This is a genomic window from Paracoccus seriniphilus (genome assembly GCF_028553745.1).
Lineage (GTDB): Bacteria > Pseudomonadota > Alphaproteobacteria > Rhodobacterales > Rhodobacteraceae > Paracoccus > Paracoccus seriniphilus.
The window spans coordinates 30401-51608 of record NZ_CP067129.1; the positions used below are offsets into that span (position 1 = coordinate 30401).

22 protein-coding genes are annotated in these 21208 nt (G+C 62.5%); 11 read left to right on the top strand and 11 right to left on the bottom strand.

Annotated features, from left to right (window positions below; genetic code table 11):
• Positions 1-56: 56 nt before the first annotated feature.
• The 3 genes from JHW44_RS00145 to JHW44_RS00155 are packed head-to-tail and all read left to right on the top strand — an operon-like array spanning position 57 to position 1740.
• Complete coding sequence (locus tag JHW44_RS00145) at positions 57-638, top strand: transglycosylase SLT domain-containing protein (protein WP_089345315.1); 582 nt, start codon at positions 57-59, stop codon at positions 636-638.
• A 60-nt stretch (positions 639-698) separates the two neighbouring features.
• Positions 699-1127: a PaaI family thioesterase gene (locus tag JHW44_RS00150; RefSeq protein WP_089345316.1), complete on the top strand. Its 429-nt coding sequence runs from the start codon at positions 699-701 to the stop codon at positions 1125-1127.
• Positions 1128-1152: 25 nt separating this feature from the next.
• Positions 1153-1740 carry a glutathione S-transferase family protein gene (locus JHW44_RS00155; protein WP_089345317.1) on the top strand — a complete coding sequence of 196 codons (588 nt, stop codon included), beginning with the start codon at positions 1153-1155 and terminating at the stop codon, positions 1738-1740.
• Here the strand turns inward: JHW44_RS00155 and JHW44_RS00160 are convergent.
• The 5 genes from JHW44_RS00160 to JHW44_RS00180 form a co-directional block, all read right to left on the bottom strand.
• Complete coding sequence (locus JHW44_RS00160; RefSeq protein ID WP_089345318.1) at positions 1735-2952, bottom strand: BaiN/RdsA family NAD(P)/FAD-dependent oxidoreductase; 1218 nt, start codon at positions 2950-2952, stop codon at positions 1735-1737. The two genes, JHW44_RS00155 and JHW44_RS00160, sit on opposite strands and share 6 nt — an antisense overlap.
• Positions 2949-3980, bottom strand: coding sequence for a DNA polymerase III subunit delta (gene holA / locus JHW44_RS00165; protein WP_089345319.1), 1032 nt, complete (start codon positions 3978-3980; stop codon positions 2949-2951). Before holA ends, JHW44_RS00160 begins: the two co-directional genes overlap by 4 nt.
• Positions 3977-4474: an LPS assembly lipoprotein LptE gene (lptE, locus tag JHW44_RS00170; protein ID WP_089345320.1), complete on the bottom strand. Its 498-nt coding sequence runs from the start codon at positions 4472-4474 to the stop codon at positions 3977-3979. Before lptE ends, holA begins: the two co-directional genes overlap by 4 nt.
• Positions 4461-6998, bottom strand: a complete 2538-nt coding sequence (gene leuS / locus JHW44_RS00175; protein WP_089345321.1) for a leucine--tRNA ligase — start codon at positions 6996-6998, stop codon at positions 4461-4463. The genes lptE and leuS overlap by 14 nt, the downstream gene beginning before the upstream one ends.
• A gap of 87 nt (positions 6999-7085) precedes the next feature.
• Positions 7086-7562 carry a DUF3576 domain-containing protein gene (locus tag JHW44_RS00180; protein WP_089345322.1) on the bottom strand — a complete coding sequence of 159 codons (477 nt, stop codon included), beginning with the start codon at positions 7560-7562 and terminating at the stop codon, positions 7086-7088.
• Positions 7563-7829: 267 nt separating this feature from the next.
• Here JHW44_RS00180 and JHW44_RS00185 point away from each other — a divergent pair, with 267 nt between their 5' ends.
• Both JHW44_RS00185 and JHW44_RS00190 read left to right on the top strand, forming a co-directional pair.
• Positions 7830-8768 (top strand): porin, encoded by a 939-nt coding sequence (locus tag JHW44_RS00185; protein WP_089345323.1) that lies wholly within the window; start codon positions 7830-7832, stop codon positions 8766-8768.
• Positions 8769-8837: 69 nt separating this feature from the next.
• The gene (locus JHW44_RS00190) at positions 8838-9491 is read left to right on the top strand and encodes a YggS family pyridoxal phosphate-dependent enzyme (RefSeq protein ID WP_089345377.1); all 654 of its coding nucleotides are present in this window, start codon (positions 8838-8840) and stop codon (positions 9489-9491) included.
• Here the strand turns inward: JHW44_RS00190 and JHW44_RS00195 are convergent.
• Together JHW44_RS00195 and ribA are read right to left on the bottom strand one after the other, a co-directional pair.
• Positions 9488-10018, bottom strand: coding sequence for a L,D-transpeptidase family protein (locus JHW44_RS00195; protein WP_179217763.1), 531 nt, complete (start codon positions 10016-10018; stop codon positions 9488-9490). The two genes, JHW44_RS00190 and JHW44_RS00195, sit on opposite strands and share 4 nt — an antisense overlap.
• Entirely contained in the window at positions 10015-11073 is a 1059-nt protein-coding gene (gene ribA / locus JHW44_RS00200; RefSeq protein WP_089345324.1) for a GTP cyclohydrolase II, read from the bottom strand. Before ribA ends, JHW44_RS00195 begins: the two co-directional genes overlap by 4 nt.
• 144 nt (positions 11074-11217) lie before the next feature.
• Between ribA and JHW44_RS00205 the strand changes: the two genes are divergently transcribed.
• Positions 11218-11904, top strand: coding sequence for a response regulator transcription factor (locus JHW44_RS00205; protein ID WP_089345325.1), 687 nt, complete (start codon positions 11218-11220; stop codon positions 11902-11904).
• A 175-nt stretch (positions 11905-12079) separates the two neighbouring features.
• Here JHW44_RS00205 and JHW44_RS00210 read toward each other — a convergent pair whose 3' ends face one another.
• Positions 12080-13054, bottom strand: coding sequence for a glutathione S-transferase family protein (locus JHW44_RS00210; RefSeq protein WP_089345326.1), 975 nt, complete (start codon positions 13052-13054; stop codon positions 12080-12082).
• A 23-nt stretch (positions 13055-13077) separates the two neighbouring features.
• Positions 13078-14394 (bottom strand): MFS transporter, encoded by a 1317-nt coding sequence (locus JHW44_RS00215; protein ID WP_089345327.1) that lies wholly within the window; start codon positions 14392-14394, stop codon positions 13078-13080.
• Positions 14395-14525: 131 nt separating this feature from the next.
• On the opposite strand from JHW44_RS00215, the gene JHW44_RS00220 reads away from it, so the two are divergent.
• The 5 genes from JHW44_RS00220 (at position 14526) to JHW44_RS00240 (ending at position 17824) form a co-directional block, all read left to right on the top strand.
• Positions 14526-15311 (top strand): exodeoxyribonuclease III, encoded by a 786-nt coding sequence (locus JHW44_RS00220; RefSeq protein WP_089345328.1) that lies wholly within the window; start codon positions 14526-14528, stop codon positions 15309-15311.
• Positions 15312-15416: 105 nt separating this feature from the next.
• Positions 15417-16325 (top strand): thioredoxin, encoded by a 909-nt coding sequence (gene trxA / locus JHW44_RS00225; RefSeq protein WP_089345379.1) that lies wholly within the window; start codon positions 15417-15419, stop codon positions 16323-16325.
• Complete coding sequence (locus JHW44_RS00230) at positions 16325-16954, top strand: LON peptidase substrate-binding domain-containing protein (protein ID WP_089345329.1); 630 nt, start codon at positions 16325-16327, stop codon at positions 16952-16954. Before trxA ends, JHW44_RS00230 begins: the two co-directional genes overlap by 1 nt.
• Entirely contained in the window at positions 16951-17151 is a 201-nt protein-coding gene (locus JHW44_RS00235) for a Trm112 family protein (protein WP_089345330.1), read from the top strand. Before JHW44_RS00230 ends, JHW44_RS00235 begins: the two co-directional genes overlap by 4 nt.
• A 64-nt stretch (positions 17152-17215) precedes the next feature.
• Complete coding sequence (locus JHW44_RS00240) at positions 17216-17824, top strand: rhomboid family intramembrane serine protease (protein WP_272850279.1); 609 nt, start codon at positions 17216-17218, stop codon at positions 17822-17824.
• Here the strand turns inward: JHW44_RS00240 and JHW44_RS00245 are convergent, their stop codons facing one another.
• Both JHW44_RS00245 and JHW44_RS00250 read right to left on the bottom strand, forming a co-directional pair.
• Positions 17825-18550, bottom strand: a complete 726-nt coding sequence (locus JHW44_RS00245; protein WP_089345332.1) for a DUF2268 domain-containing putative Zn-dependent protease — start codon at positions 18548-18550, stop codon at positions 17825-17827.
• 11 nt (positions 18551-18561) lie between these two features.
• Positions 18562-21207, bottom strand: coding sequence for a DNA translocase FtsK (locus JHW44_RS00250; RefSeq protein WP_089345333.1), 2646 nt, complete (start codon positions 21205-21207; stop codon positions 18562-18564).
• Between the last annotated feature and the right edge of the window lies 1 nt (position 21208).

Below are 21208 nucleotides of genomic sequence, written 5' to 3' on the forward strand. Positions count from 1 at the left end.
GATTTCCCCTCTGGTCATTTTCCCCTAGTATCGCGTGAAAACGACCAGAGGGCAGGATGAACAGGTTTCTGAAACTCGCAATCGTCGGGCTCGTCGCGTCATGTGGAGGCGGCACACATAAGGCACCGCGCAATCTGGACAATGCCTGTGCGATTGTCGCCGAGCGCCCCGCCTATCTGCGCGCGATGAAAAAGGCAGAGCGGCGCTGGGGCATTCCCGTTCACGTTCAGATGGCCGCAATCCATCAGGAATCGAAATTCGTCGCGGACGCCAGAACCCCGCATCAATATGCGCTTGGGGTGATTCCCATTGGTCGGCAAAGCAGTGCCTATGGATATTCCCAGGCACTGGACGGCACCTGGGAAGAATACAAGGCAGAAACCGGAAACCGCCGCGCCAAACGCAATGACATCAGCGATGCGACTGATTTCATGGGCTGGTACATGGATGGCTCGACCCGGGCATTGGGCATTTCGAAGTGGGACGCGACATCGCAATATCTGGCCTATCACGAAGGCCGCACGGGATATGCGCGCAAATCCTATCGGTCCAAGAGCTGGCTGATGCGCGTTGCCTCGAAGGTCGGCGCACGCGCGCGCATGTATCGCAGCCAGCTCGTGTCATGTGGCAAGGCATGATCGCGGGCTTGCCAAATCCCTTCTGTCAGGCCGATATGGCGAAAAGCGTCAGGAGGATCGATGCAGCATCAGGACGACCTTGACATCAGACTGGCGAGAGTACGGACAAATTTTGCCGAACATCTGGGCGCACGCATGACACTGGCCACGCCGGACCGGGTCGAGTTCGAAATGAAGGTCACCTCCTTCCTGGCAAATACCAATGGCGTGCTGCATGGCGGTGCGATCATGGGGCTGGCAGACAATGTCGGCGGCGTTGCAACCATTCTGAACCTTCCCGAAAACCGCAACACCACAACCATCGAAAGCAAGACGAACTTCATGCGCCCGGTACGGATGGGGGAAACCGTGCGCGCCGTGGCCGAGCCCCTGCATCGCGGCAAGACCACACAGGTCTGGCAGACGCAGATCATGCGCGAGGACAACAAGGTCGCGGCGATTGTGACGCAGACCCAGCTTGTGCTTGAATGGCGTGACCGTCCTGACTGACAGGCGGTCGCGAAAGGATGACGTCATGTATACCGTGATCGGGACATCGAAGAGCCGCAGCATGCGCGTGTTGTGGATGCTGGAAGAGCTGGGCCAGCCCTACAAGCATATCAAGGCCAATCCCCATAATGAGGATGTGATCGAATTCAATCCGGCGGGCAAGGTGCCGGTCCTGATCGATGACGGAACCCCGATCACCGATTCGACCGCCATCCTGACCTATCTGGCTGACCGGCATGGCGATTTCACCTATCCGGCCGGAACGATTGACCGCGCACGGCAGGACAGTCTGACGCAATTCCTGCTGGATGAATTCGATGCGGCCCTTTGGCTGGCCGCACGCCACAGCTTTGTCCTGCCCGAGGAAAAACGCCTTGGCGCGATCAAGAACACCCTGCGGTGGGAGTTCGAGCGCAGCCAGAAAACCCTGGTTCACCGGATCGGCGAGGGTGAATTCGTCATGGGTGACCGGATGACCGTGCCAGATCTGATTCTGACCCATTGCCTGACATGGGCGCTGTCCGCCAAATTTCCGGTCGTCGAGCATCGACTGACCACCTATCTGGAACGCATGCGCGGCCGCCCGGCCTATCTGCGCGCCGCCAACCTATAGGCGGCTTTCCGGCATCCGTGCCAGCGCCCCCTGCCCGGCCCGTCGCCCCGTCGCAAGACATCCGGTCAACAGATACCCCCCGGTCGGGGCCTCCCAGTCCAGCATTTCGCCCGCGGCGAAAACCCGCGGCAGGGCTGTCAGCTCCAGTTGCGGGGTCACGGCGTCGAAACGGATGCCTCCGGCTGCAGAAATCGCGCCTTCCAGCGCGGCGGGGCCTGTATGATGCAGCGGCAGGTTCTTCGCGCGTTCCGCCCAGTCATGGGCGTTGGCGGGCAAGGGCGCCCCCCATTCCAGCAACAGAGCAACCTTGACCGGATCGCCAAGAACGCGGCGCAACCAGTTCCCGATCGACAGTTTGCCGCGCGGGCGGGTGAAACGCCGGGCCGACTCATCCACCGACAGATCGGGCAACAGGTCGACAAGGGCCGCCGCGCCGTCACGCATCGCGGCCGAAACCTCGTAGATGCCGCCCCCCTCGACACCACTTCGCGAGATCACCCATTCGCCACGGCTGCTCATCCCGCCACAGCGAATCGCGACGCCCTTCACGGCAGAGCCGAAATGCCGGACCATGGGTTCGGACCAATTGACGAGAAATCCCATATTCGCGGGCCGGAAGGGCGCAATCGCAACGCCCGCACTCGCGAGGATATCGACCCATCCGGCATCCGATCCCAGTCGCGGCCAGCTTGCCCCGCCAAGCGCCAGAACGGTCACATCGGGGCGAAGCAGGTGGCGCCCCTGTGGCGTGGCAAAAGCAAAGCCATCTTCCAGGCCGTTCCAGCGCCAGCCCGTGCGCATTTCGACACCCATTTCGCCAAGGCGGCCCAGCCAGGCCCGCAGCAGCGTCGAGGCCTTCATGACGGTCGGAAAGACCCGGCCTGTCGATCCCACGAACAGGGGAATGCCCAGGGATTCGGCCCAATCCATCACCTCGCGCGGTCCGAAGCCGTCATGGCGCGGATCGAAAAAGCCCGCAGCGGACGAAGGCAGATCCGTTCCGTCACCGGTGCGAAAGCAGCGCATGAAATCGTCAAGAGGCTGATCCTTGGTCAGGTTCAGCCCCGACTTCCCGGCCATCAGGAATTTCCGCGCCGGTGTAGGCATGGCCTCGGCGATGATCACCCGCTGCCCGGCCCTTGCCATGACCTCGGCCGCCATCAGGCCCGCCGGACCGGCACCGATCACAAGGGCAAAGCCCGAATCCGTCACCTCCGCCGTCCCCGCCCGATCATCGCCAGCCGGATCAGAACGCGCTCGACAAGCGGCATCTGCGGGGCCCGCGAGGCGCTGCGCAGGGTCAGGTCGGCGGACAGCAAGGCCGAAACCGCCTCTTCAAGGGCTGCGGTTCCCCAGGCCTGCGCCTGCCGCGCCATGCGGTCGCGACGCGGCCCGAAGACCGGCGGCCGCTGTCGCGCCAAGCCCGAAGCCGGACCCTGCGGATCGACAGATGCCAGATGCAGCATGCGAAAATGGCGCAGCGCCGAAATGCACAGGGAAACCGGAGTGACACCCTGCCCTTCGACCCGTCGCATCAGCGGCCCGAATTCCGCAACCCGACCTTCGGCCACGACATGCAGAACCTCATCCAGATCGGCTTCGATGGTCGCCGGGGCCATCAGCGCGATTTCATCCGGGGTCAGCGGTGCGGCATCGCCATATTTGTAGAGCCCGATCTTTTCGATCGTCTGGCGCATGTCTCCGGGATCCAGCGCCCGCGCCAATGTCATCAGGTCGCGCATCGCCTCGCGCGAGATGTCACGCAGACCCGCAGCCTCTGTCCAGCGACGGATCTCCTCCTCTCCGGGAGGGTCGTCATAGATCGGCGCAACGACGGCACGCCCATGCGATTCGAACAGCTTTCGCAGCGCCGAGGATTTGGCCAGCCCCGATGCCGTCACGACGATGACCGCGTCACCCGGCTCCCAGGCGCCCAGGGCCTGTTTGATTGCATCGGCCGCGCCATCGGGCGTGTCCTCGACCAGCACGACGCGCTGGCCGGGAAAAAAGCCGACGGATTTGATCGCATCCATCAGCTGGGCGGGGTCTTTGCGCAGCTGTCCCCCCCCCATGCGGGTCAGGCGCATCTCTTCCTCGGCATGTTCACCGGTCAGGGCCAACACGGCTTCGGCGCGTTTGAGCGCCACACGCATGGCATCCTGCCCATAGATCAGCAGCGCCGGACGCGAGGGATCGGGCCGCGCAATATAGCGGGCGATTTCTCCGCCCTTGAGGATCATGTTTCCGGCAGGTCCGGTGAAGCGGCCAGCAATCTGGTCACGACCTGATCGGCCAGCATCCTGGCCAGCCGCCGCCGTGCATCGGCCTCGGCGGTCAGGGTGGCGATGGTCGTCCCCGTCGTGGAATAAGAGCTGAAGGTGCTCACCCGTCCCGAGGTCAGGGCTTTCCCGTTGCGGTCCTTCAAGACGAAATCCGCTGTGCCGTTCAACGAATAGCGGGTCGTCACCTGTTCCTGCGTGATGGCCTGGGCCACCACACCGATGCTGAGACGGTAATCCAGATCGAAGACCGCCCCTTCATCCGGACCCAGACGTTCCGCGATCCGGGTGTTGAAGGAGAAATCCTGATAAGTGTCGGGATCACGCGGACGAACCTTGCCAAACAGCCGCTTGCCTGCCCCTTTCGCGCCATAGATCGGCTCCAGCCCACAGGCTGAAAGCGCGAAGGCGCCCAACAGGGCAGCCCGGCGGCCAAGGAGTCTACGCGACGACATTCACGATCCGTCCCGGCACCACGATCAGCTTTTTCGGGGCAGCCCCGTTCAGGAAGCGCAGCACCGTCTCATCGGCCAGAACCAGCGATTCGATCTGGTCCTTGGGCATATCCTTGGCCACCGTGATCTCGGCGCGCCGCTTGCCATTGATCTGGATCGGCAATGTCACCGCGTCATCTTCCAGCAGGGCCGGGTCCGCCTTGGGCCATGGCGCATCGACCACCATGCCTTCGCCGCCCGACATCGCCCACAGATCCTCGGCCATATGCGGCACCATCGGCGCCATCAGCTGCGCCATGATCCGCAGGACCTCCTTGCGCGGCGCACCATCGGCCTTGGACTTGGCAATCGCATTGGCCAGCTCGTACAGTTTCGCCACCGCCTTGTTGAAGGCGAAACCCTCGATCGAACGGGTGACATCGGCGATGGCGCGATGGGCGGTACGGATCAGCGCCGGATCCTCGACATCCGCGCCGGTCTCTTCGGCCAGACGCCAGACGCGGCTCAGGAACTTGTAGGCGGCCTCGGCCCCGGCGGCAGTCCATTCCACATCGCGCTCGGGCGGGCTGTCGGAGAGCATGAACCAACGCGCGGTATCGGCACCAAAGCTTTCGACGATATTCACCGGATCGACGACATTCTTCTTGGATTTCGACATCTTGGCCGAAGGGATGATCTCGACCTCGGTGCCATCGGCCAGTTTCCCGTCGGTCACATCCTCGGGCAGGTGATAGACCGGCCGCCCCTTGGCGTCGCGGGTCATATAGATCTCATGCGTGACCATGCCCTGAGTGAACAGCGCATCAAAAGGCTCTTTCGCGGCCTCGGGCAGATGACCCGTCTTGACCATGGCGCGGGCGAAGAAGCGCGAATAGAGCAGGTGCAGAATCGCATGTTCGATCCCGCCGATATACTGGTCCACGTTCATCCAGTAATCGGCATCGGCACGATTCGTCGGCGTTTCGGCATGCGGGCTGGTGAAGCGCGCATAATACCAGGACGAATCAACGAAAGTATCCATCGTGTCGGTTTCGCGCGTCGCGGCACCGCCACATTTCGGACAGGTCGTCTGACGCCATGTCGGATGACGGTCCAGCGGGTTGCCCGGCACATCGAAAGTGACATCCTGCGGCAGCAGGACGGGCAGATTCTCCTTGGCCTCGGGGACCGTGCCACAGCTGTCGCAATGCACAACCGGGATCGGACAGCCCCAGTAGCGCTGGCGCGAAATGCCCCAGTCACGCAGCCGGTATTTGGTCACACCCTCGCCATAGCCATGGGCCTCGGCATGGGCGATGGCGGCATCGACCGCAGCTTCGCCGGTCTGATCTGACTCGCCCGCAAAGCCGCGGACATAGGTCACGGTTTCGGATTTCAGCGGCACGAATGGACCTTCGGCGACCAGCGCATCGGCCTGTTCCAGCGTCATGCCGGGCTGACCGAAGGTCGCGCGGATCGGCAGACCGTATTTCGTGGCGAATTCATGGTCGCGTTCATCATGGGCGGGGCTGCCGAAAATCGCGCCGGTGCCGTAATCCATCAGCACGAAATTCGCGATCCAGATCGGCAGATGCCAGTCTGCGTCCAGCGGGTGGCGTACGCTCAGCCCGGTGTCGAAACCCAGCTTGGGCGCGGTTTCGATGGCCTCTTCGGTGGTGCCGATGCGTTTGCATTCCTCGATGAATTCGGCAATCTCGGGTCGCGTCTCTGCCAGTTTGCGCACCAGCGGATGATCGGGCGACAGCGCCGCAAAGCTGGCCCCCATCATCGTGTCGGGGCGCGTGGTATAGACCTCGATCGCGTCGAAGCCCTCGGGCGCATCGACCGTCTCGAAGCGGAACTGCAGCCCCCGCGACTTGCCGATCCAGTTGGCCTGCATCAGCCGCACCTTTTCGGGCCAGCCGGACAGCCCGTCCAGCGCCGACAGCAGTTCCTCGGAATAATCACTGATGCGGAAGAACCACTGGGTCAGCTCCTTGCGCTCGACCACGGCGCCCGACCGCCAGCCCTTGCCGTCGATGACCTGCTCATTGGCCAGCACGGTCATGTCGACCGGATCCCAGTTGACCTGCGCCGACTTGCGGGTGATCAGCCCCGCATCCAGCATGTCCAGGAACATCGCCTGCTGCTGCTGGACATAGCTGTCATCGCAGGTGGCGAATTCGCGCGACCAGTCGATCGACAGGCCAAGCGGCTTCAGCTGATCGCGCATCGTGGCGATATTGGCATAGGTCCAGTCGCGCGGATGGCCCCCCTGTTCCATCGCGGCATTTTCGGCGGGCATGCCAAAGGCATCCCAGCCCATCGGATGCAGCACGGAAAAGCCCTGCGCGCGCTTGAACCGCGCCACGACGTCGCCCATCGTGTAATTGCGCACATGGCCCATGTGGATGCGCCCCGAAGGATAGGGGAACATCTCCAGCACATAATATTTCGGACGCTCGTCGCGGATGGCGGTAAAGCTGCCGGCATCGGCCCAGGCCTGTTGCCAACGGGCTTCGCTGCTGGAGGGATCATAGGGCATTGCGGTCCTCGGGCATCATTCGTTGCCCGCAGGGTTTATACGCGCCGGCAGGTCTGGTCCAGTGCCACGACGGCCCCGACAGCCAGCTTAAAGCCGGCCGTCCTGCAGCCGCAGCTGACGCGCCCGCGTCAGGATCGCATCCTCGACGGCGCGAACCGTGCCCGGCGCGATGGCCGAACCGCCCGCACCCTGCAGCGACAGCTTGAGGCTGCGCGCATCCAGCGCAGGATCGCTGATCTTGATCGTGGCACGATATGAACGGCCGCCGCCCGGGGGCGTGCCGTAACCGGTGGTGATCACACCCGTGAAGGGATCGACCGCCTGAACCGGCAGAAAGTCCAGAACCTCGAGACTGGCGTTCCACAGATATTTGTTCACGGCAACGCTGTAATTAGGGTTCTCGTCATTGTTGAACAGATCCCAGATGGTGCTGCGACGCAGCTCTGGTCTCATGTCGGCTTCGTGATGGTCGGCTTTGCTGTTGTCACCGGCGCCACCGCAGGCAGCCAAGCCTGCGCAAAGCGTCGTTGCAATCATCAGGCGCGCGGCGCGTGCGGTCGTCATGCGGTCCCCCGGTATTTCCGTCCGAGGCAGCTTTAGCGCGGATCACCCCCACGCCACAAGCGTCATGGCACCCTGCGCGCGCGATACCGCCCGGCAATCAGGCAGGCCGACCCGTCGATGTGTGGCGCTTGTGCATCACAGAGTCCACCAATACCCCCGACGAAAACGTGATTTCATTGCATCGTGAGGCTGAACAGGTGAAACAAGTTGCATACCCAGGGCGGGCCTCCGGTTTGGGCATCAGAGAGATAAGAGGGAACAAAGACCATGAAAAAGGTTCTTTTCGCGACGACGGCGCTGGTCGTATCCGGTGGCATCGCGGCTGCTGACGTCACCATTTCGGGCTATGGCCGTTTCGGTGTTGACTATCAAGAAGACCGTGGGTTCAACGATGCTGGCGACGAACTGAGCGATGCCAAGATCGAAACCCGCCTGCGCATGAACATCGACGCATCGACGTCGACGGATCAAGGCGTTGACTTCGGTGGTCGGGTCCGTCTGCAATACAACGACGGCGACAGCGAAACCAACGTTTCGGCTGCTTACCTGTACGTGTCGGCCAACGGCCTGACCGTTTCGGTTGGTAACGTCAACACCGCCTTTGACTCGGCTGGCCTGATCTATGAATCGGAAGTCGGCCTGATCAGCCGTTCGTATGGTAACGCTCAAGGCGACTTCTATGCCTTCGATTCCGATGCCTATGACAACAACAACCGTATGGGTGTTGCAGTCGAATACGAAATCGCCGGCGCAAGCATCATGGCGTCGTATATCGACCCCGACCAAACCACCGATGGTCAGTCGGAAGAGTTCAGCATCAAGGCTGACTACACCTGGAACAACATTGCCCTGTCGGCTGCCTATGTGCAGAACGCTGCTGGCACGGAAGATGCTGACAAATACTTCATCGGCGCCTACTACACCATGGCAGGCACCAACAACGGCATCGGCCTGAACTACATCGACGAAGATTCGGATGCCGACAATCAAGGTCAGACCATCGTTCTGTACGGCGATTATGAAGTCGCTCCGATGACCACGCTGAGCGCCTACATCGCCAACAACGATCGTGACAGCAACGAAACCGACAACGCTTTCGGTATCGGTGCGAAATACGACCTGGGCGGCGCTTACCTGGCCGGCTCGATCGAGCGTGGCTACGACGAGAACGTCCGTGCCGACATGGGTGTTCGCTTCGACTTCTGATCGAAACGATCCCTACAGTCTTGAAGAGCGGGCCTTGCGCCCGCTCTTTTCTTTTTGTTTGGTTCCATCATGAGCTTGAACGATATCAAAACCCGCATCGCCGCCGCCGAATCCGCCGCAGGACGTGAACCGGGATCCGTTACCCTGATCGCCGTCAGCAAGGTGCAACCCCCGGAACGGGTCGAAGCCGTTCTTGAATCAGGGCACCGCATCTATGGCGAAAACTATGTGCAGGAAGCACAGCGGAAATGGCCCGCCTGGCGCGCGCGTTATCCGGATTGCTCGGTCCATATGATCGGCCCGCTGCAATCCAACAAGGCCAAACAGGCCGTCGAGCTGTTCGATGCGATTCACAGCCTGGATCGAATCTCTCTGGCCCGCAAACTGGCCCATCAGATGGCGGAACAGGGGCGTTCGCCGCAATTGTTCATTCAGGTCAATACCGGTGATGAACCGCAAAAGGCCGGAATTCTGGCCGATGAGTTGCCCGGCTTCATTGCCGCCTGTCGTGAAATGGGGCTGAACCCCTATGGGTTGATGTGCATCCCCCCCGAATCGCAGGATTCGACGCCGCATTTCAGATTGCTGCGCCGTCTGGCCAAGGAAAACGGCCTGACCGGCCTGTCCATGGGAATGAGCGCGGATTTCGAAAGCGCCATTGCCGAGGGTGCCACCCATGTGCGCGTCGGATCGGCCATTTTCGGCGCCCGCGATTACAGCTAGGTCGCAGCCATTGCCGCCGCGCCCATGGCCAGCGGCGGCACGATCAGGCGGGTACCGGGCCGCAGGTTCCGGGCCAGCCACAACAGATCCTGCCGGGCAAAGGCGATACAGCCTTCGGTGCCAAAGCGCGGCCTGCGCCACTGATGCAGGAAAATCGCCGAGCCGCGCCCCGGCACCGCATCCGGCCAGTTCCAGTCGGTGGTCAGCACCAGGTCATACAGCGGATCCGCGCGGCGCATCCGCTCATGGCTGGCGGCCAGAGGAGCGCGACAATGCCGGTTGTACAGCGGATGGTCGGGCGAATCACACCAAAGATCCTGCGGCCCGATCTTGCGCGCCCAATGGGCCGGCCGCGCCATCCGGTCGGCGCGATACCACAGCCCGGTGATCCGATGGATGCCGATGGGCGTTGCACTGTCGCCCTCGACCTTCCTTGCGGTCAGGCCATTGCGGCCAATGCTGCAGGGCAACAGGCGATTTCGAAACCTGATGCCCCGAGGGGTCAGAACCAGATCCTCGCGCGTCACAGCAGATGCCCCGATTTGCTGGCCTTGGTGTCCAGGTAATTGGTGTTGAAACGGTTGCGCGCGGTGACCAGCGGCACCCGCTCGGTCACGGTGATGCCATGGCCCTGCAACATACTGACCTTGCGCGGATTGTTGGTCATCAGCCGAACCTGATCGAATCCCAGCCGCCGCAGCAGGGCCGCACCGATGCGGAAGTCGCGTTCGTCATCCTCGAAGCCCAGGCGGTGATTGGCCTCGACCGTGTCAAAGCCCTGATTCTGCAGATCATAGGCGCGCATCTTGTTGGCCAGACCGATGCCGCGCCCCTCCTGGTTCAGATAAAGCAAGACGCCCGCGCCCTCTTTCCCCATCGCATCCAGCGCGGCATGCAGCTGCGGGCCACAATCGCATTTCAGACTGCCCAGCACATCGCCGGTATAACAGGCCGAATGCAGCCGGCTCAGCACCGGCGCATCGCGTGGAGGATCACCGATCTCGATCGCATAATGTTCGGCCCCGCCATCATCGGGGCGAAAGATATGCAGACGCGATCTTTCCGCCGAGGCCAGCGGCAGTCGCGCCGCAGCCACCGGGTCCATCGCGGCTTCGCCCGCCATCTGGGCCAGCGCGGCCCCCGGCGCCAGAACCGTCAGCCCGGCCAGCGCACGGGCCGGAACGACCAGTGCCGCGGGCAGAAGCTGTGCCGATTTCACCAGTGCCAGCGCCGCCATATGCGGCGTGGCATCCCCGCCGCGTTGCGTGAACAGCGGCCCCTTCATTGGTGTCATCAGATCGCCGGACGGATCCGCCAGCGCCCGCAGCCAGTGCAGATCGGCATCATCGGGCAATTCGATCCGCGCCAGACCATCGTCATAGACCCGTGCCTTCAGCGTTTCGGCGCGACGCTCGGTCAGGGCCAGCACAGGTTTGCCAAGCGCCTGGAAGTCGCGAAGCCGCTCGGCCGACAGCGTCTCGACGGCGCCGACCAGATGGCCCCCCAGCATCACGGGCAGCCCCATGCGCAGGTCGGCACGGGCGCGGGAAACGGTTTCCGCAAGGGTCGGAACAAGGCTCATATCGGTTCTTCAGTCCCGGAAAATTGAAACAAACTGAAACATAGTGGCTTTTTCCGACAACTCCATGTGAGAATTTCGACATGATGCTGGACGGGACAGCGGTTGCACCCCACTCCTTTGCGTAATGAGGCAAAGGAGGCAAGTATGCCCGGACTTAAAAAGATTCTCCTGGTCGATGACGAAGAAGACCTGCGCGAGGCACTGGCCGAACAACTTGTCGCGACTGACGAGTTCGACGTGATCGAAGCCGGCAGCGGGGCCGAGGCGGTCGAGGCCAGCAAACATGCGATCTATGACCTTGTCATTCTGGATGTCGGCCTGCCCGATACCGACGGGCGCGAGCTGTGCAAGAAGCTGCGCAAGCTGAACGTGAAATGCCCGATCGTGATGCTGACGGGGCATGACACCGATGCCGATACCATCCTTGGGCTGGATGCCGGTGCCAATGATTATGTGACCAAGCCGTTCAAGTTCCCTGTTCTTCTGGCCCGGCTGCGGGCGCAACTGCGCACCCATGAGCAATCCGAAGACGCGATCTTCCAGCTTGGGCCCTATACCTTCAAACCGGCAATGAAGATGCTGATCGACCAGAAGGACCGCAAGATCCGCCTGACCGAAAAGGAAACCAATATCCTGAAATTCCTCTATCGGGCCCAGGATGGCGTCGTGCCGCGCGATGTGCTGCTGCATGAGGTCTGGGGCTATAATGCCGGCGTCACCACCCATACGCTGGAAACGCATATCTATCGCCTGCGCCAGAAGATCGAGCCCGATCCCGGCAATGCCCGCCTGCTGGTGACCGAATCCGGCGGATACCGGCTGGTGGCCTGACGCGACTGATGGCCCGATCGGCAAGGTCGGGCCCTTTCTCTGTGTTTCGAACCGGGATGGAACCACAGGCCAATCCCGCACGTTGAACACCCGAAGCCCAGTGGTCGGAGGATGCGACCACAACTCTCTCTCTGATGCCCCGGTGTCCCCGCACCGGGGCTTTCCCCTGTCCGGATCAGCCCCGCCCGTGATCCGTGGTCCAATCCTCGGCTGGGCCGATCGGCAGGATGCGATGCGGATTGATCGTGGCGTGACTGAAATAATAATGCCGGATGAAGTGGTCAGGTCGCACGGTCTGCGCGATCCCCGGCCATTGATACAGCTCGCGCGCCCAGCCCCACAGGTTGGGGTAATCCACGATCCGCTTGCGGTTGCATTTGAAATGCGTGTGATACACCGCATCGAAGCGGCAGATGGTGGTGAACAGCCGCCAGTCCGCCTCGGTCAGACGTGATCCTGCAAGATAGCGATGCTCCGCCAGCAGCCCCTCGATCCAGTCCAGACTGTCAAACAGCGGTCCCGCGGCGCGATCATAGGCCTGCTGGCTGGTGGCGAAACCGGCCTTGTAGACGCCATTGTTCACGCTGTCGTAAATGCGGTCATTCAGCTCATCAATCCGGGGTCGCAGGGACTCGGGGTAATAATCATCGTCATTGCCGGAAATGCCGTCAAAGGCCGAATTCAACATGCGAATGATATCGGCGCTTTCATTCGAGACGATGGTATCCCTTTCCCTGTCCCACAGGACCGGCACCGTCACCCGCCCCGAAGCCTGCGGATCCGCGCGCAGATAGATGTCGCGCATGAACTGGCTGTCAAACAGCTGGTCGCCGGTTGCGCCGGGAAAGCTGTCGTCAAAGCTCCAGCCATCCTGCAGCATGTCGGGATGCACCACCGAAACGCCGATATGGTCTTCCAGCCCCTTGATGGCCCGAAAGATCAGGGTGCGATGCGCCCAGGGGCAGGCATAGGACACATAAAGGTGATATCGTCCGCTTTCTGCGGCAAAGCCACCCCCGCCAGTCGGTCCCGGCGTGCCATCCGCCGTGACCCAGTTGCGAAACCTTGCGGTGTCGCGCATGAATTCACCGCCATGCGCATCGGTATCATACCATTCATCCTTCCAGACGCCCCTGACCAACTGCCCCATGTCTTCTCCTGTTTCTGCCCTGATCAGGCGATTTGCGCATCACGCGTCTCTGCATCGACCAAGGCAAGAATACCCGCCGCGATCAATAACAGAACCGCAAAGCTGCCGATGGCAAATCCGAACCCCCTGGCAAAGGCAATCGCCAGCAGGCTTGGTGCCAGAATACCGCCCAGCCGCGCCATGGCGCTGGCCGTTCCCATGCCGGTTCCGCGCAATGCCGTCGGATACAGTTCAGGCGTAAAGGCATAGAGCGCGCCCCATGTGCCCAGCAGGGCGAAGCTCATGACAATCAATGCCAGGGCGACCAGTGCGGCGCCAGAGGCAAGCGTGAACATCAGGCAACCCGCCGCACTGAGGATCAGAAAGGCCATCAGCGTGCGGCGACGGCCAATCGCCTCGACAGCCCAGGCCGCAAGGGCGTATCCGGGCAGCTGCGCCAGCGCGAGGATGACCAGAAACCCATAGCCACGCACGAAGCCAAATCCCTCTGTCGCCAGTTGCCCCGGCACCCAGACAAAGACCCCATAATAGGACAGGGAAACCAGAAACCATACGGCCAGCATCGCAAGGGACCGCCGCCGCAGTCCGGGCGAGAAGATTGTCCGCTCGCCCCCTGCGGGGATGGTCGGCGCGACAAGAACCGCATCGGCGGGCAGCGGCTGGGCGCCATTGGCGGTCAGGATACGGTTCACCACGGCCATTGCCTCGGCCGTCTTGCCCCGGCGGATCAGATACATCGGTGATTCCGGCACCCAGAACCGCAGAAAGACGCCGATCAATGCCGGCAGCGCGGCAATCGCGAAAATCCACCGCCAGGGTGCCGCGGCAGCATGGCTGGCAGCGACCCATGCCGTGATCGCGATGGCAATCGTGCCGACGGCCCAGAAACCTTCCAGCCAGACCAGCCATTTGCCGCGATTTCGCGGTGGCAGGAACTCGGCCATCATGGCGTAATCCACCGGCAGCGTGCCGCCAACGGCAATCCCGGTCATGAACCGCAACGCCAGAAGCAGCGTGAAATCCTGCGCGAAAACCGATGCCAGACCGAAAACCGCATCCATGGCCACGGTCACGATCAGGATGTTTCGCCGCCCGATCCGGTCCGCCACCCGCCCAAAGACGAAGGCACCGATGAACATGCCCAGAAAGAAGATCGTGCCGATCTGCAGCGCGGTCACTCGTTCCAGCCCGAAGGTTGCAGCAATCGAGGGGGCTGCAAATCCGACCGCGATCACCTGCATGGCATCAGCGGCCCAGACCAGACCGAAGATTCCCAGCAATCTCTTGTGAAATCGCCCCGTTCCCGCGCGTCCCAAGGCTTCGTCTACCGTCAGTTGCATGGCCCCGTCCTTCTGCCGACCCTGTACGCATGCTTAACGCCCCTGGAGCCCTGCACCAAGCGCCGATCCCGGTCGCGCCGCCTCGACAGCCGCGCGTGCCATGGTTAGGGTCCGCGCAAAGGAGCCTATTCATGTTCACACTCGCCACCTGGAACATCAACTCGGTCCGTCTGCGCGAAGGGCTTGTCGCCCGGCTGCTGAAGGAAGAAGCACCCGATGTCCTCTGCCTTCAGGAATGCAAATCGCCGGTCGACAAGATCCCCACCGAGATGTTCAGTCAGCTAGGCTATCACCACATGGTGGCACGCGGCCAAAAGGGCTATAATGGCGTCGCCATCCTCTCGCGCCTGCCCATCACCGATGCGGGCGAACGCGACTATGCCAAGCTGGGCCATGCCCGCCATGTCGCCGCGCGGATGGAAAACGGCGTGGTGATCCACAATATGTATATCCCGGCAGGCGGAGATGTTCCCGACCGCGAGGTGAACGAGAAATTCGGACAGAAGCTGGATTTCGTGTCCGAGATGCGCGACGTGTTTCACGCCGACAAGCCCGCGCGCTCGATCATGGTCGGTGATTTCAACATCGCCCCGCGCGAGGATGATGTCTGGTCGCACAAGAAATTGCTGAAGATCGTCAGCCACACGCCGATCGAGGTGGAGCATCTGCTTGCCGCCCAGGACGCGGGCGACTGGGTGGATGTGACCCGCAAGGACATTCCCGAAGGCCAGCTCTATTCCTGGTGGAGCTATCGTGCCCGCGACTGGGACGCGGCCGACAAGGGCCGGCGGCTGGATCACATCTGGGCCACCGGCGACATCGCAAATGCCGCTCATGGCAGCCGGATCCTGCGCGATGCGCGCGGCTGGGAAAAGCCAAGCGATCATGCCCCGGTCTTTGCCAGCTTTGATTTGTAGCCACAATGGGGCGGCATGAACCGCGATCGGCCCTTTTGTTCGGGCCGATGACCACCCATATTGCGGCAAACACACTGATCCGAACCGATTGGGACCGATATGACCATGATTTTCGACGGCGGGCAGAACGCGCCGCAAGCCAATGACTTCATCAAGGACGTGACCGAAGCCGATTTCATGGCCGAAGTGGTCGAGAAATCGATGGAAGTTCCCGTCATCGTCGATTTTTGGGCACCATGGTGCGGCCCCTGCAAGACGCTTGGACCCCAGCTTGAGGCCGAGGTCGCCCGTCACAAGGGCCGCGTGCGCATGGCCAAGGTGAATGTCGACGAGAACCAGATGATTGCCGGTCAGTTGCAGGTTCAGTCGATTCCCACCGTCTATGCGTTTTTCCAGGGACGGCCGGTCGATGCCTTTCAGGGTGCCGTGCCGCAAAGCCAGATCAAGCAATTCGTCGACAAGCTGGCCGCATTGGGCGGTGACGATGGCGGTCTGGCCGAGGCCCTGGCGGCAGCGGAAGCCATGCTTGAGGAAGGCGAAGCTGCCGATGCCGTGGAGACCTTTGCCGCGATCATCGGAGAAGAACCTGAAAACGCCGAGGCCTGGGGTGGGCTGATCCGCGCCCATATCGCCGCCGGGGATGTCGGAGCCGCTGCCTCGACCCTGCAACAGGTGCCCGACGCCCTTGCGAAGTCCGCCCCGGTCGAGGCCGCACGCGCACAGCTGCAACTGGCCCAACAGGCTGAAAGCGCCGGACCGCTGGCGGAACTTCAGGCCCGGGTCGAGGCCAACCCCGAAGACCAGCAAGCCCGTCTGGAATATGCGCAGGCGCTGCATGCCGAAGGTCGTCTGGAAGAGGCCGTCGATGTGCTGCTGGAAAGCTTCCGCAAGGATCGCGAATGGAATGGCGGCGCGGCCAAGGCGCAATTGCTGACCATCTTTGACAGCCTCAAGCCGACGGACCCGATTGGCCAGAAAGGCCGGCGGCGGCTGTCTTCGCTGATCTTCGCGTGATGCGGCCGCATTTCGACCTTCCCGAGCGCATCCCGCTGCTGCCTCTGGACGGGGCCGTTCTGATGCCGCGCGCGCGCCTGCCGCTGCATATCTTCGAGCCGCGCTACCTGCAGCTGATGGAAGATACGCTGAAGACCGAGCATCGCATGATCGGGCTGATCCAGCCCGAGGGCGAGGGGCTGGCCATGATTGGCACGGCCGGTCGCGTCTTTGCCTTTTCGGAAACAGATGATGGCCGGATGATGGTCTCTCTCAAGGCGATCTCGCGTTTCCGGCTGACCGAACTGCACGAGGGCTTTACGCCCTATCTGCAATGCACGCCCGATTGGTCATCTTTTGAACACGACATGACCGCCGCCGAGCATGACCCCGGCCTGGACCGCAAGGCACTGTTGTCCCTGTTGGAACGCTATATGGAGCAGCATGAGCTTTCCACCGATTGGGAGGCCGCCGAACGTGCCGAGGATGAGATGCTGATCAATTCCCTGTCGATGATGCTGCCCTTTTCCTCGGCGGACAAACAGGCGCTGCTGGAATCTCCGCGCCTTGCCGACCGGCGCGAACTGCTGCAGGGGCTGATCGAATTCGCGCTGCATGGCGGCGACAATCAGGAGGAACGCCTGCAATGAACGACAAACCGGCCGCCCCGGCCTTTGATCGCCATATGCTTGAAGCACTGGTCTGCCCGGTAACCCATGCCACCCTCAGCTATGACGCGGAACGGCAGGAGCTGATTTCGCATGCTGCCGGTCTGGCCTTTCCGATTCGCGCGGGCATTCCCATCATGCTTGTGGATGAAGCCCGCCAGATCAAGGCCGATGACTGACCCCGGCACCCCGCTGCGTGATCCCGTCCCGCGCCTTGCACCCCGGCGTCGCAGGCCGGCAGTGATGCCGCGCTGGGTAACAGGGTTGATCCTGCTATGCACCTTGGTGCAACTGGCCCAGATCGCGGCGACAATGGCTGGCTATCCGCTGGCCAGCCGCGCGATCACCGCCTTTGGCGCCTTTTGGTCCGGTATGTTCTGGGGCAGCAGTCCGCCCTTCTTTCCCGGCCAGAATCTCACCATGTTCCTCAGCTATGGGCTGCTGCATTCCGGACTGACGCATCTGGCGATGAACATGATCTCGCTGGCCGCCATTGCGCGTGAACTGGCCCGCTGGATACCGTCGTGGCAGATGGCAGTCATATACTTGCTCAGCCAGATCATCGCCGCGCTGACCTTTGCATGGATGCAGCCTGTCTCGGGCCCGATGGTCGGGGCCTCGGGGGCCGTCTTCGGCGTCGCGGGGGCGCTGATCGGCTTTGTCGGCATCCGGCTTTATCGCCGCGGTGATCCGCTGATGCAACTGGGGCGCAGCGTGTTGCTGATCCTGCTGCTGAATGTCGCCATCACCGTTCTGGTGCCCTCGATCGCCTGGCAGGCACATCTGGGCGGCGTGGTGGCCGGGCTGATCATGGGCGCGGCGCTGGCGCTGATCAAACCCGCACGGCGGTAATCATCCCTCGGCCTTTTCCGCGCCCGTTGCCATGGCCTCGGCGCCTTCGGCGGGCGCGTCGTCCTGATCCTCTGGCTCGGCTGCCTGCCCCTCGGCGCTGATCAGCCGCCGCATGGCGGGACGCAGCGCCTCGGCCTTGACCAGCGACAGCGCGGTGACATCGGCATCCGGCATCTGTGCCAGTTCATCGGCGATCAGCCGATGCCCCAGACCATAGCCCGCCCATTTGCGGATATCGCCCTTGCCGTGAAACCACAGGCCGCGATCAACACCCAGACGCGACCATTCGTTCAGCGCCCGCCGCGCCAGCCCCGGCGCGGGCGAGATCGCATCCCAGGGATCGGCGCTGCCACCCAGAACATGCAGCACGAAGTGACCGGCGATGCCCTCGGAGACCAGCGCGTCGCCAAGCGATGTCCCATAGCCCGGACCGTCATGGCGGATCACATGATGCATTTCCCGCACCAATGCGCGGATGGTCACCTCCTCGGAAAAGGTCTCGGGATTGATGGCCAGTTCGATCTGGCCGGCTGCCGGGGTCCGCGCCAATGGCCCGCGAACCGCATTGCGTCGCCCCTCGGCAGGTTTCACCACCAGATCGAATCGCGGCAGGTCGCAATGGTTTTCGACCAGGGCCACGGCCTGCCGAGCAGCAGCGCGCATCTCAGGCAAAACGCGCGTCAGACCATGACGCGCGTTCAGAAAGTGAATATTCCAGACTGTCATTCAGGCGAAACCTAGACTTCGGGCACCAACACCTCGCGCTTGCCGACATGGTTCGCCGAGGACACGACGCCCTGATCCTCCATCTGTTCGACGAGGCGGGCTGCCTTGTTATAGCCGATCGACAGCTTGCGTTGAATGTATGATGTGGAACATTTCCGATCTTTTGCCACGATCATCACGGCCTGATCATACAGCGCATCGTCGCTGTTGTCGCCGCCGCCCAGACCCAGCACCGCATCAATGCTGTCGGCCTTTCCGTCCTCGGGGCCTTCGACCACGCCCGACTGGTAAGAAGGCGGTCCGAAGGATTTCAGATGGGTAACGACCTCTTCGACCTCTTCGTCGCTGACGAAGGGGCCATGGATCCGGGTGATGCGTGCGCCATTGCCCATATACAGCATGTCACCCTGCCCCAGCAGCTGTTCGGCCCCCTGTTCGCCAAGGATCGTGCGGCTGTCGATCTTGGATGTGACCTGAAAGCTGATCCGGGTCGGGAAGTTCGCCTTGATCGTGCCGGTAATGACATCGACCGAGGGCCGCTGGGTCGCCATGATCAGATGGATGCCCGAAGCCCGCGCCATCTGCGCCAGACGCTGGATGCAGGCCTCGATTTCTTTGCCCGCAACCATCATCAGATCGGCCATCTCGTCGACGATGACGACAATATAGGGGAAGGTTTCGGGCTTGAACTCTTCGGTTTCGAAGATCGGTTCGCCGGTATCCTCGTCAAAGCCGGTCTGCACGGTGCGCTTGAACAGCTCGTTCTTGGACAGCGCCTCGCGCACGCGACCGTTGTAGCCCTCGATGTTGCGCACACCCATCTTGGACATCTTGCGATAGCGGTCCTCCATCTCGCCCACCACCCATTTCAGCGCCACGACGGCCTTTTTCGGGTCGGTGACGACGGGCGAGAGCAGATGCGGAATGCCGTCATAGACCGAAAGTTCCAGCATCTTGGGGTCGATCATGATCAGGCGGCATTCATCGGGCGTCAGCTTGTACAGCAGCGACAGGATCATGGTATTGATCGCGACAGATTTGCCCGAACCCGTTGTCCCGGCGATCAGCAGGTGGGGCATCTTGGCCAGATTGGCCACGATCGGGTCGCCACCGATATCCTTGCCCAGGGCCAGCGGCAGCGGCTGCGTTCCGTCCCCGAAGGCGCGCGAGGACAGTATCTCGCGCAGCAGCACCTTTTCACGGCGCGCGTTGGGCAGTTCGATCCCGATCACGCTGCGCCCCGGCACGGTGCTGACACGCGCCGAAAGGGCCGACATGGACCGCGCGATGTCATCGGCCAGACCGATCACGCGGCTGGCCTTCAGCCCCGGAGCGGGTTCCAGTTCATACAGGGTGACAACCGGACCCGGGCGAACCTCGGTGATCTGGCCCTTCACGCCATAATCATCCAGCACGGCCTCTAGCATCCGGGCGTTATCCATCAGCGCCTCTTCCGAGATCTGGGTGTGATCATCGGCAGAAGGCGCGCTGAGCAATGCCAGCGGCGGATGTTCATAGTCGCCACCCGCAGGCAAGGGTTCGGCCGAAGCCGAGCGGGTCTTCCGCGCTGTCGCAGCCGCGGCCTTGCGTGGCAATGGGGCTGAACTCTGGCGGGTATCGGCTTCGACGGCATCGGGGGCGCCGTCATGAAGGGCAGGATCGACCGGCGCGGCAGCCGGTATGTTTGCCTGTCCCTCGCGTGCCAGACGGGCTGTCACTGCCGCCAGCACCGAAGGTTTCCCGGACCGGGTGCGGATCGCATCGCTGATGCGGCCGCTGACCTCTTCGGCTGACGGGCCTTCGCCATCGTAATCGGAATCACGTTCGATCAGTTCGGGCTCGGGAAGCTCTTCCTCCAGTTCCAGAAAGCCCGACTGCGCAGGCTGGACTTGAGTCCGGCGCGCCGAAACCTGCGCAGCCGCCACAGGCTTGCCCTCGGCCCGGGCGGGACCGGCCTGCCCTGCCCCGCGCCCGGCACCGAGCCGCATGGCAAGGCGGGCCGCAAGCCTGATCCCCTTGTCCAGCAGCTTCAAGGTCATGTCATAGGCAACGGCAAGCCCCAGCAGAAAGCGTCGCCAGATGGCACGGGTTTCAACCTTGTCGAAACCCAGCACGAAGATCGACATCGCCACCATGGCGATTGCAACGACCAGTCCCGCGAAACGGATCCCGATCTGCGCCTTCATCGGCAGGATGCTGAGCATGGCGCCCATCACCATGTCGCCGAAATGCCCGCCCAGACCGTAATTCTGCTGCCATGCGGGGTGCGGTGACAGGGTGCTGCAATAGATCGAGGCCAGCGCAATGGCCAGCGGCGTGAAGATCCCGCGCATCAGCCGCTCTTCACCCTTGTGCAGCATCAGCCGCAGGCCCCAGAAAACCAGGGCCACAACCAGCATCCATGAGCCATAGCCCGAAATCATCATCATCGGCGCGGCGATATAGGCACCGAAACTGCCCAGCATGTTCTGCGCCGGCATATCGGTGGCCGAGAGGAAGCTGGGATCGTCCGCCGACCAGCTGCCCAGCATCATCGCGATCAGGATTCCCAGGATGACCAGCCCGGCACCGGCCAGTTCCTTGCCACGACGCTCGAGTGCCGCTTTCGTGTTCTGGTCGAACAGCGGGTCGCGGTGTTTTGCCTGCCAGCTTGCCATC

Coding starts and splice junctions, on each gene's coding strand:
- JHW44_RS00185 (WP_089345323.1), top strand. CDS start 7,830: ATGAAAAAGGTTCTTTTCGCGACGACGGCGCTGGTCGTATCCGGTGGC.
- JHW44_RS00215 (WP_089345327.1), bottom strand. CDS start 14,394: ATGCAACTGACGGTAGACGAAGCCTTGGGACGCGCGGGAACGGGGCGA.
- JHW44_RS00180 (WP_089345322.1), bottom strand. CDS start 7,562: ATGACGACCGCACGCGCCGCGCGCCTGATGATTGCAACGACGCTTTGC.
- leuS (WP_089345321.1), bottom strand. CDS start 6,998: ATGCCCTATGATCCCTCCAGCAGCGAAGCCCGTTGGCAACAGGCCTGG.
- lptE (WP_089345320.1), bottom strand. CDS start 4,474: ATGTCGTCGCGTAGACTCCTTGGCCGCCGGGCTGCCCTGTTGGGCGCC.
- JHW44_RS00250 (WP_089345333.1), bottom strand. CDS start 21,207: ATGGCAAGCTGGCAGGCAAAACACCGCGACCCGCTGTTCGACCAGAAC.
- JHW44_RS00150 (WP_089345316.1), top strand. CDS start 699: ATGCAGCATCAGGACGACCTTGACATCAGACTGGCGAGAGTACGGACA.
- trxA (WP_089345379.1), top strand. CDS start 15,417: ATGATTTTCGACGGCGGGCAGAACGCGCCGCAAGCCAATGACTTCATC.
- JHW44_RS00245 (WP_089345332.1), bottom strand. CDS start 18,550: ATGACAGTCTGGAATATTCACTTTCTGAACGCGCGTCATGGTCTGACG.
- JHW44_RS00210 (WP_089345326.1), bottom strand. CDS start 13,054: ATGGGGCAGTTGGTCAGGGGCGTCTGGAAGGATGAATGGTATGATACC.
- holA (WP_089345319.1), bottom strand. CDS start 3,980: ATGATCCTCAAGGGCGGAGAAATCGCCCGCTATATTGCGCGGCCCGAT.
- JHW44_RS00145 (WP_089345315.1), top strand. CDS start 57: ATGAACAGGTTTCTGAAACTCGCAATCGTCGGGCTCGTCGCGTCATGT.
- JHW44_RS00235 (WP_089345330.1), top strand. CDS start 16,951: ATGAACGACAAACCGGCCGCCCCGGCCTTTGATCGCCATATGCTTGAA.
- ribA (WP_089345324.1), bottom strand. CDS start 11,073: ATGAGCCTTGTTCCGACCCTTGCGGAAACCGTTTCCCGCGCCCGTGCC.
- JHW44_RS00240 (WP_272850279.1), top strand. CDS start 17,216: ATGCCGCGCTGGGTAACAGGGTTGATCCTGCTATGCACCTTGGTGCAA.
- JHW44_RS00205 (WP_089345325.1), top strand. CDS start 11,218: ATGCCCGGACTTAAAAAGATTCTCCTGGTCGATGACGAAGAAGACCTG.
- JHW44_RS00230 (WP_089345329.1), top strand. CDS start 16,325: ATGCGGCCGCATTTCGACCTTCCCGAGCGCATCCCGCTGCTGCCTCTG.
- JHW44_RS00220 (WP_089345328.1), top strand. CDS start 14,526: ATGTTCACACTCGCCACCTGGAACATCAACTCGGTCCGTCTGCGCGAA.
- JHW44_RS00155 (WP_089345317.1), top strand. CDS start 1,153: ATGTATACCGTGATCGGGACATCGAAGAGCCGCAGCATGCGCGTGTTG.
- JHW44_RS00190 (WP_089345377.1), top strand. CDS start 8,838: ATGAGCTTGAACGATATCAAAACCCGCATCGCCGCCGCCGAATCCGCC.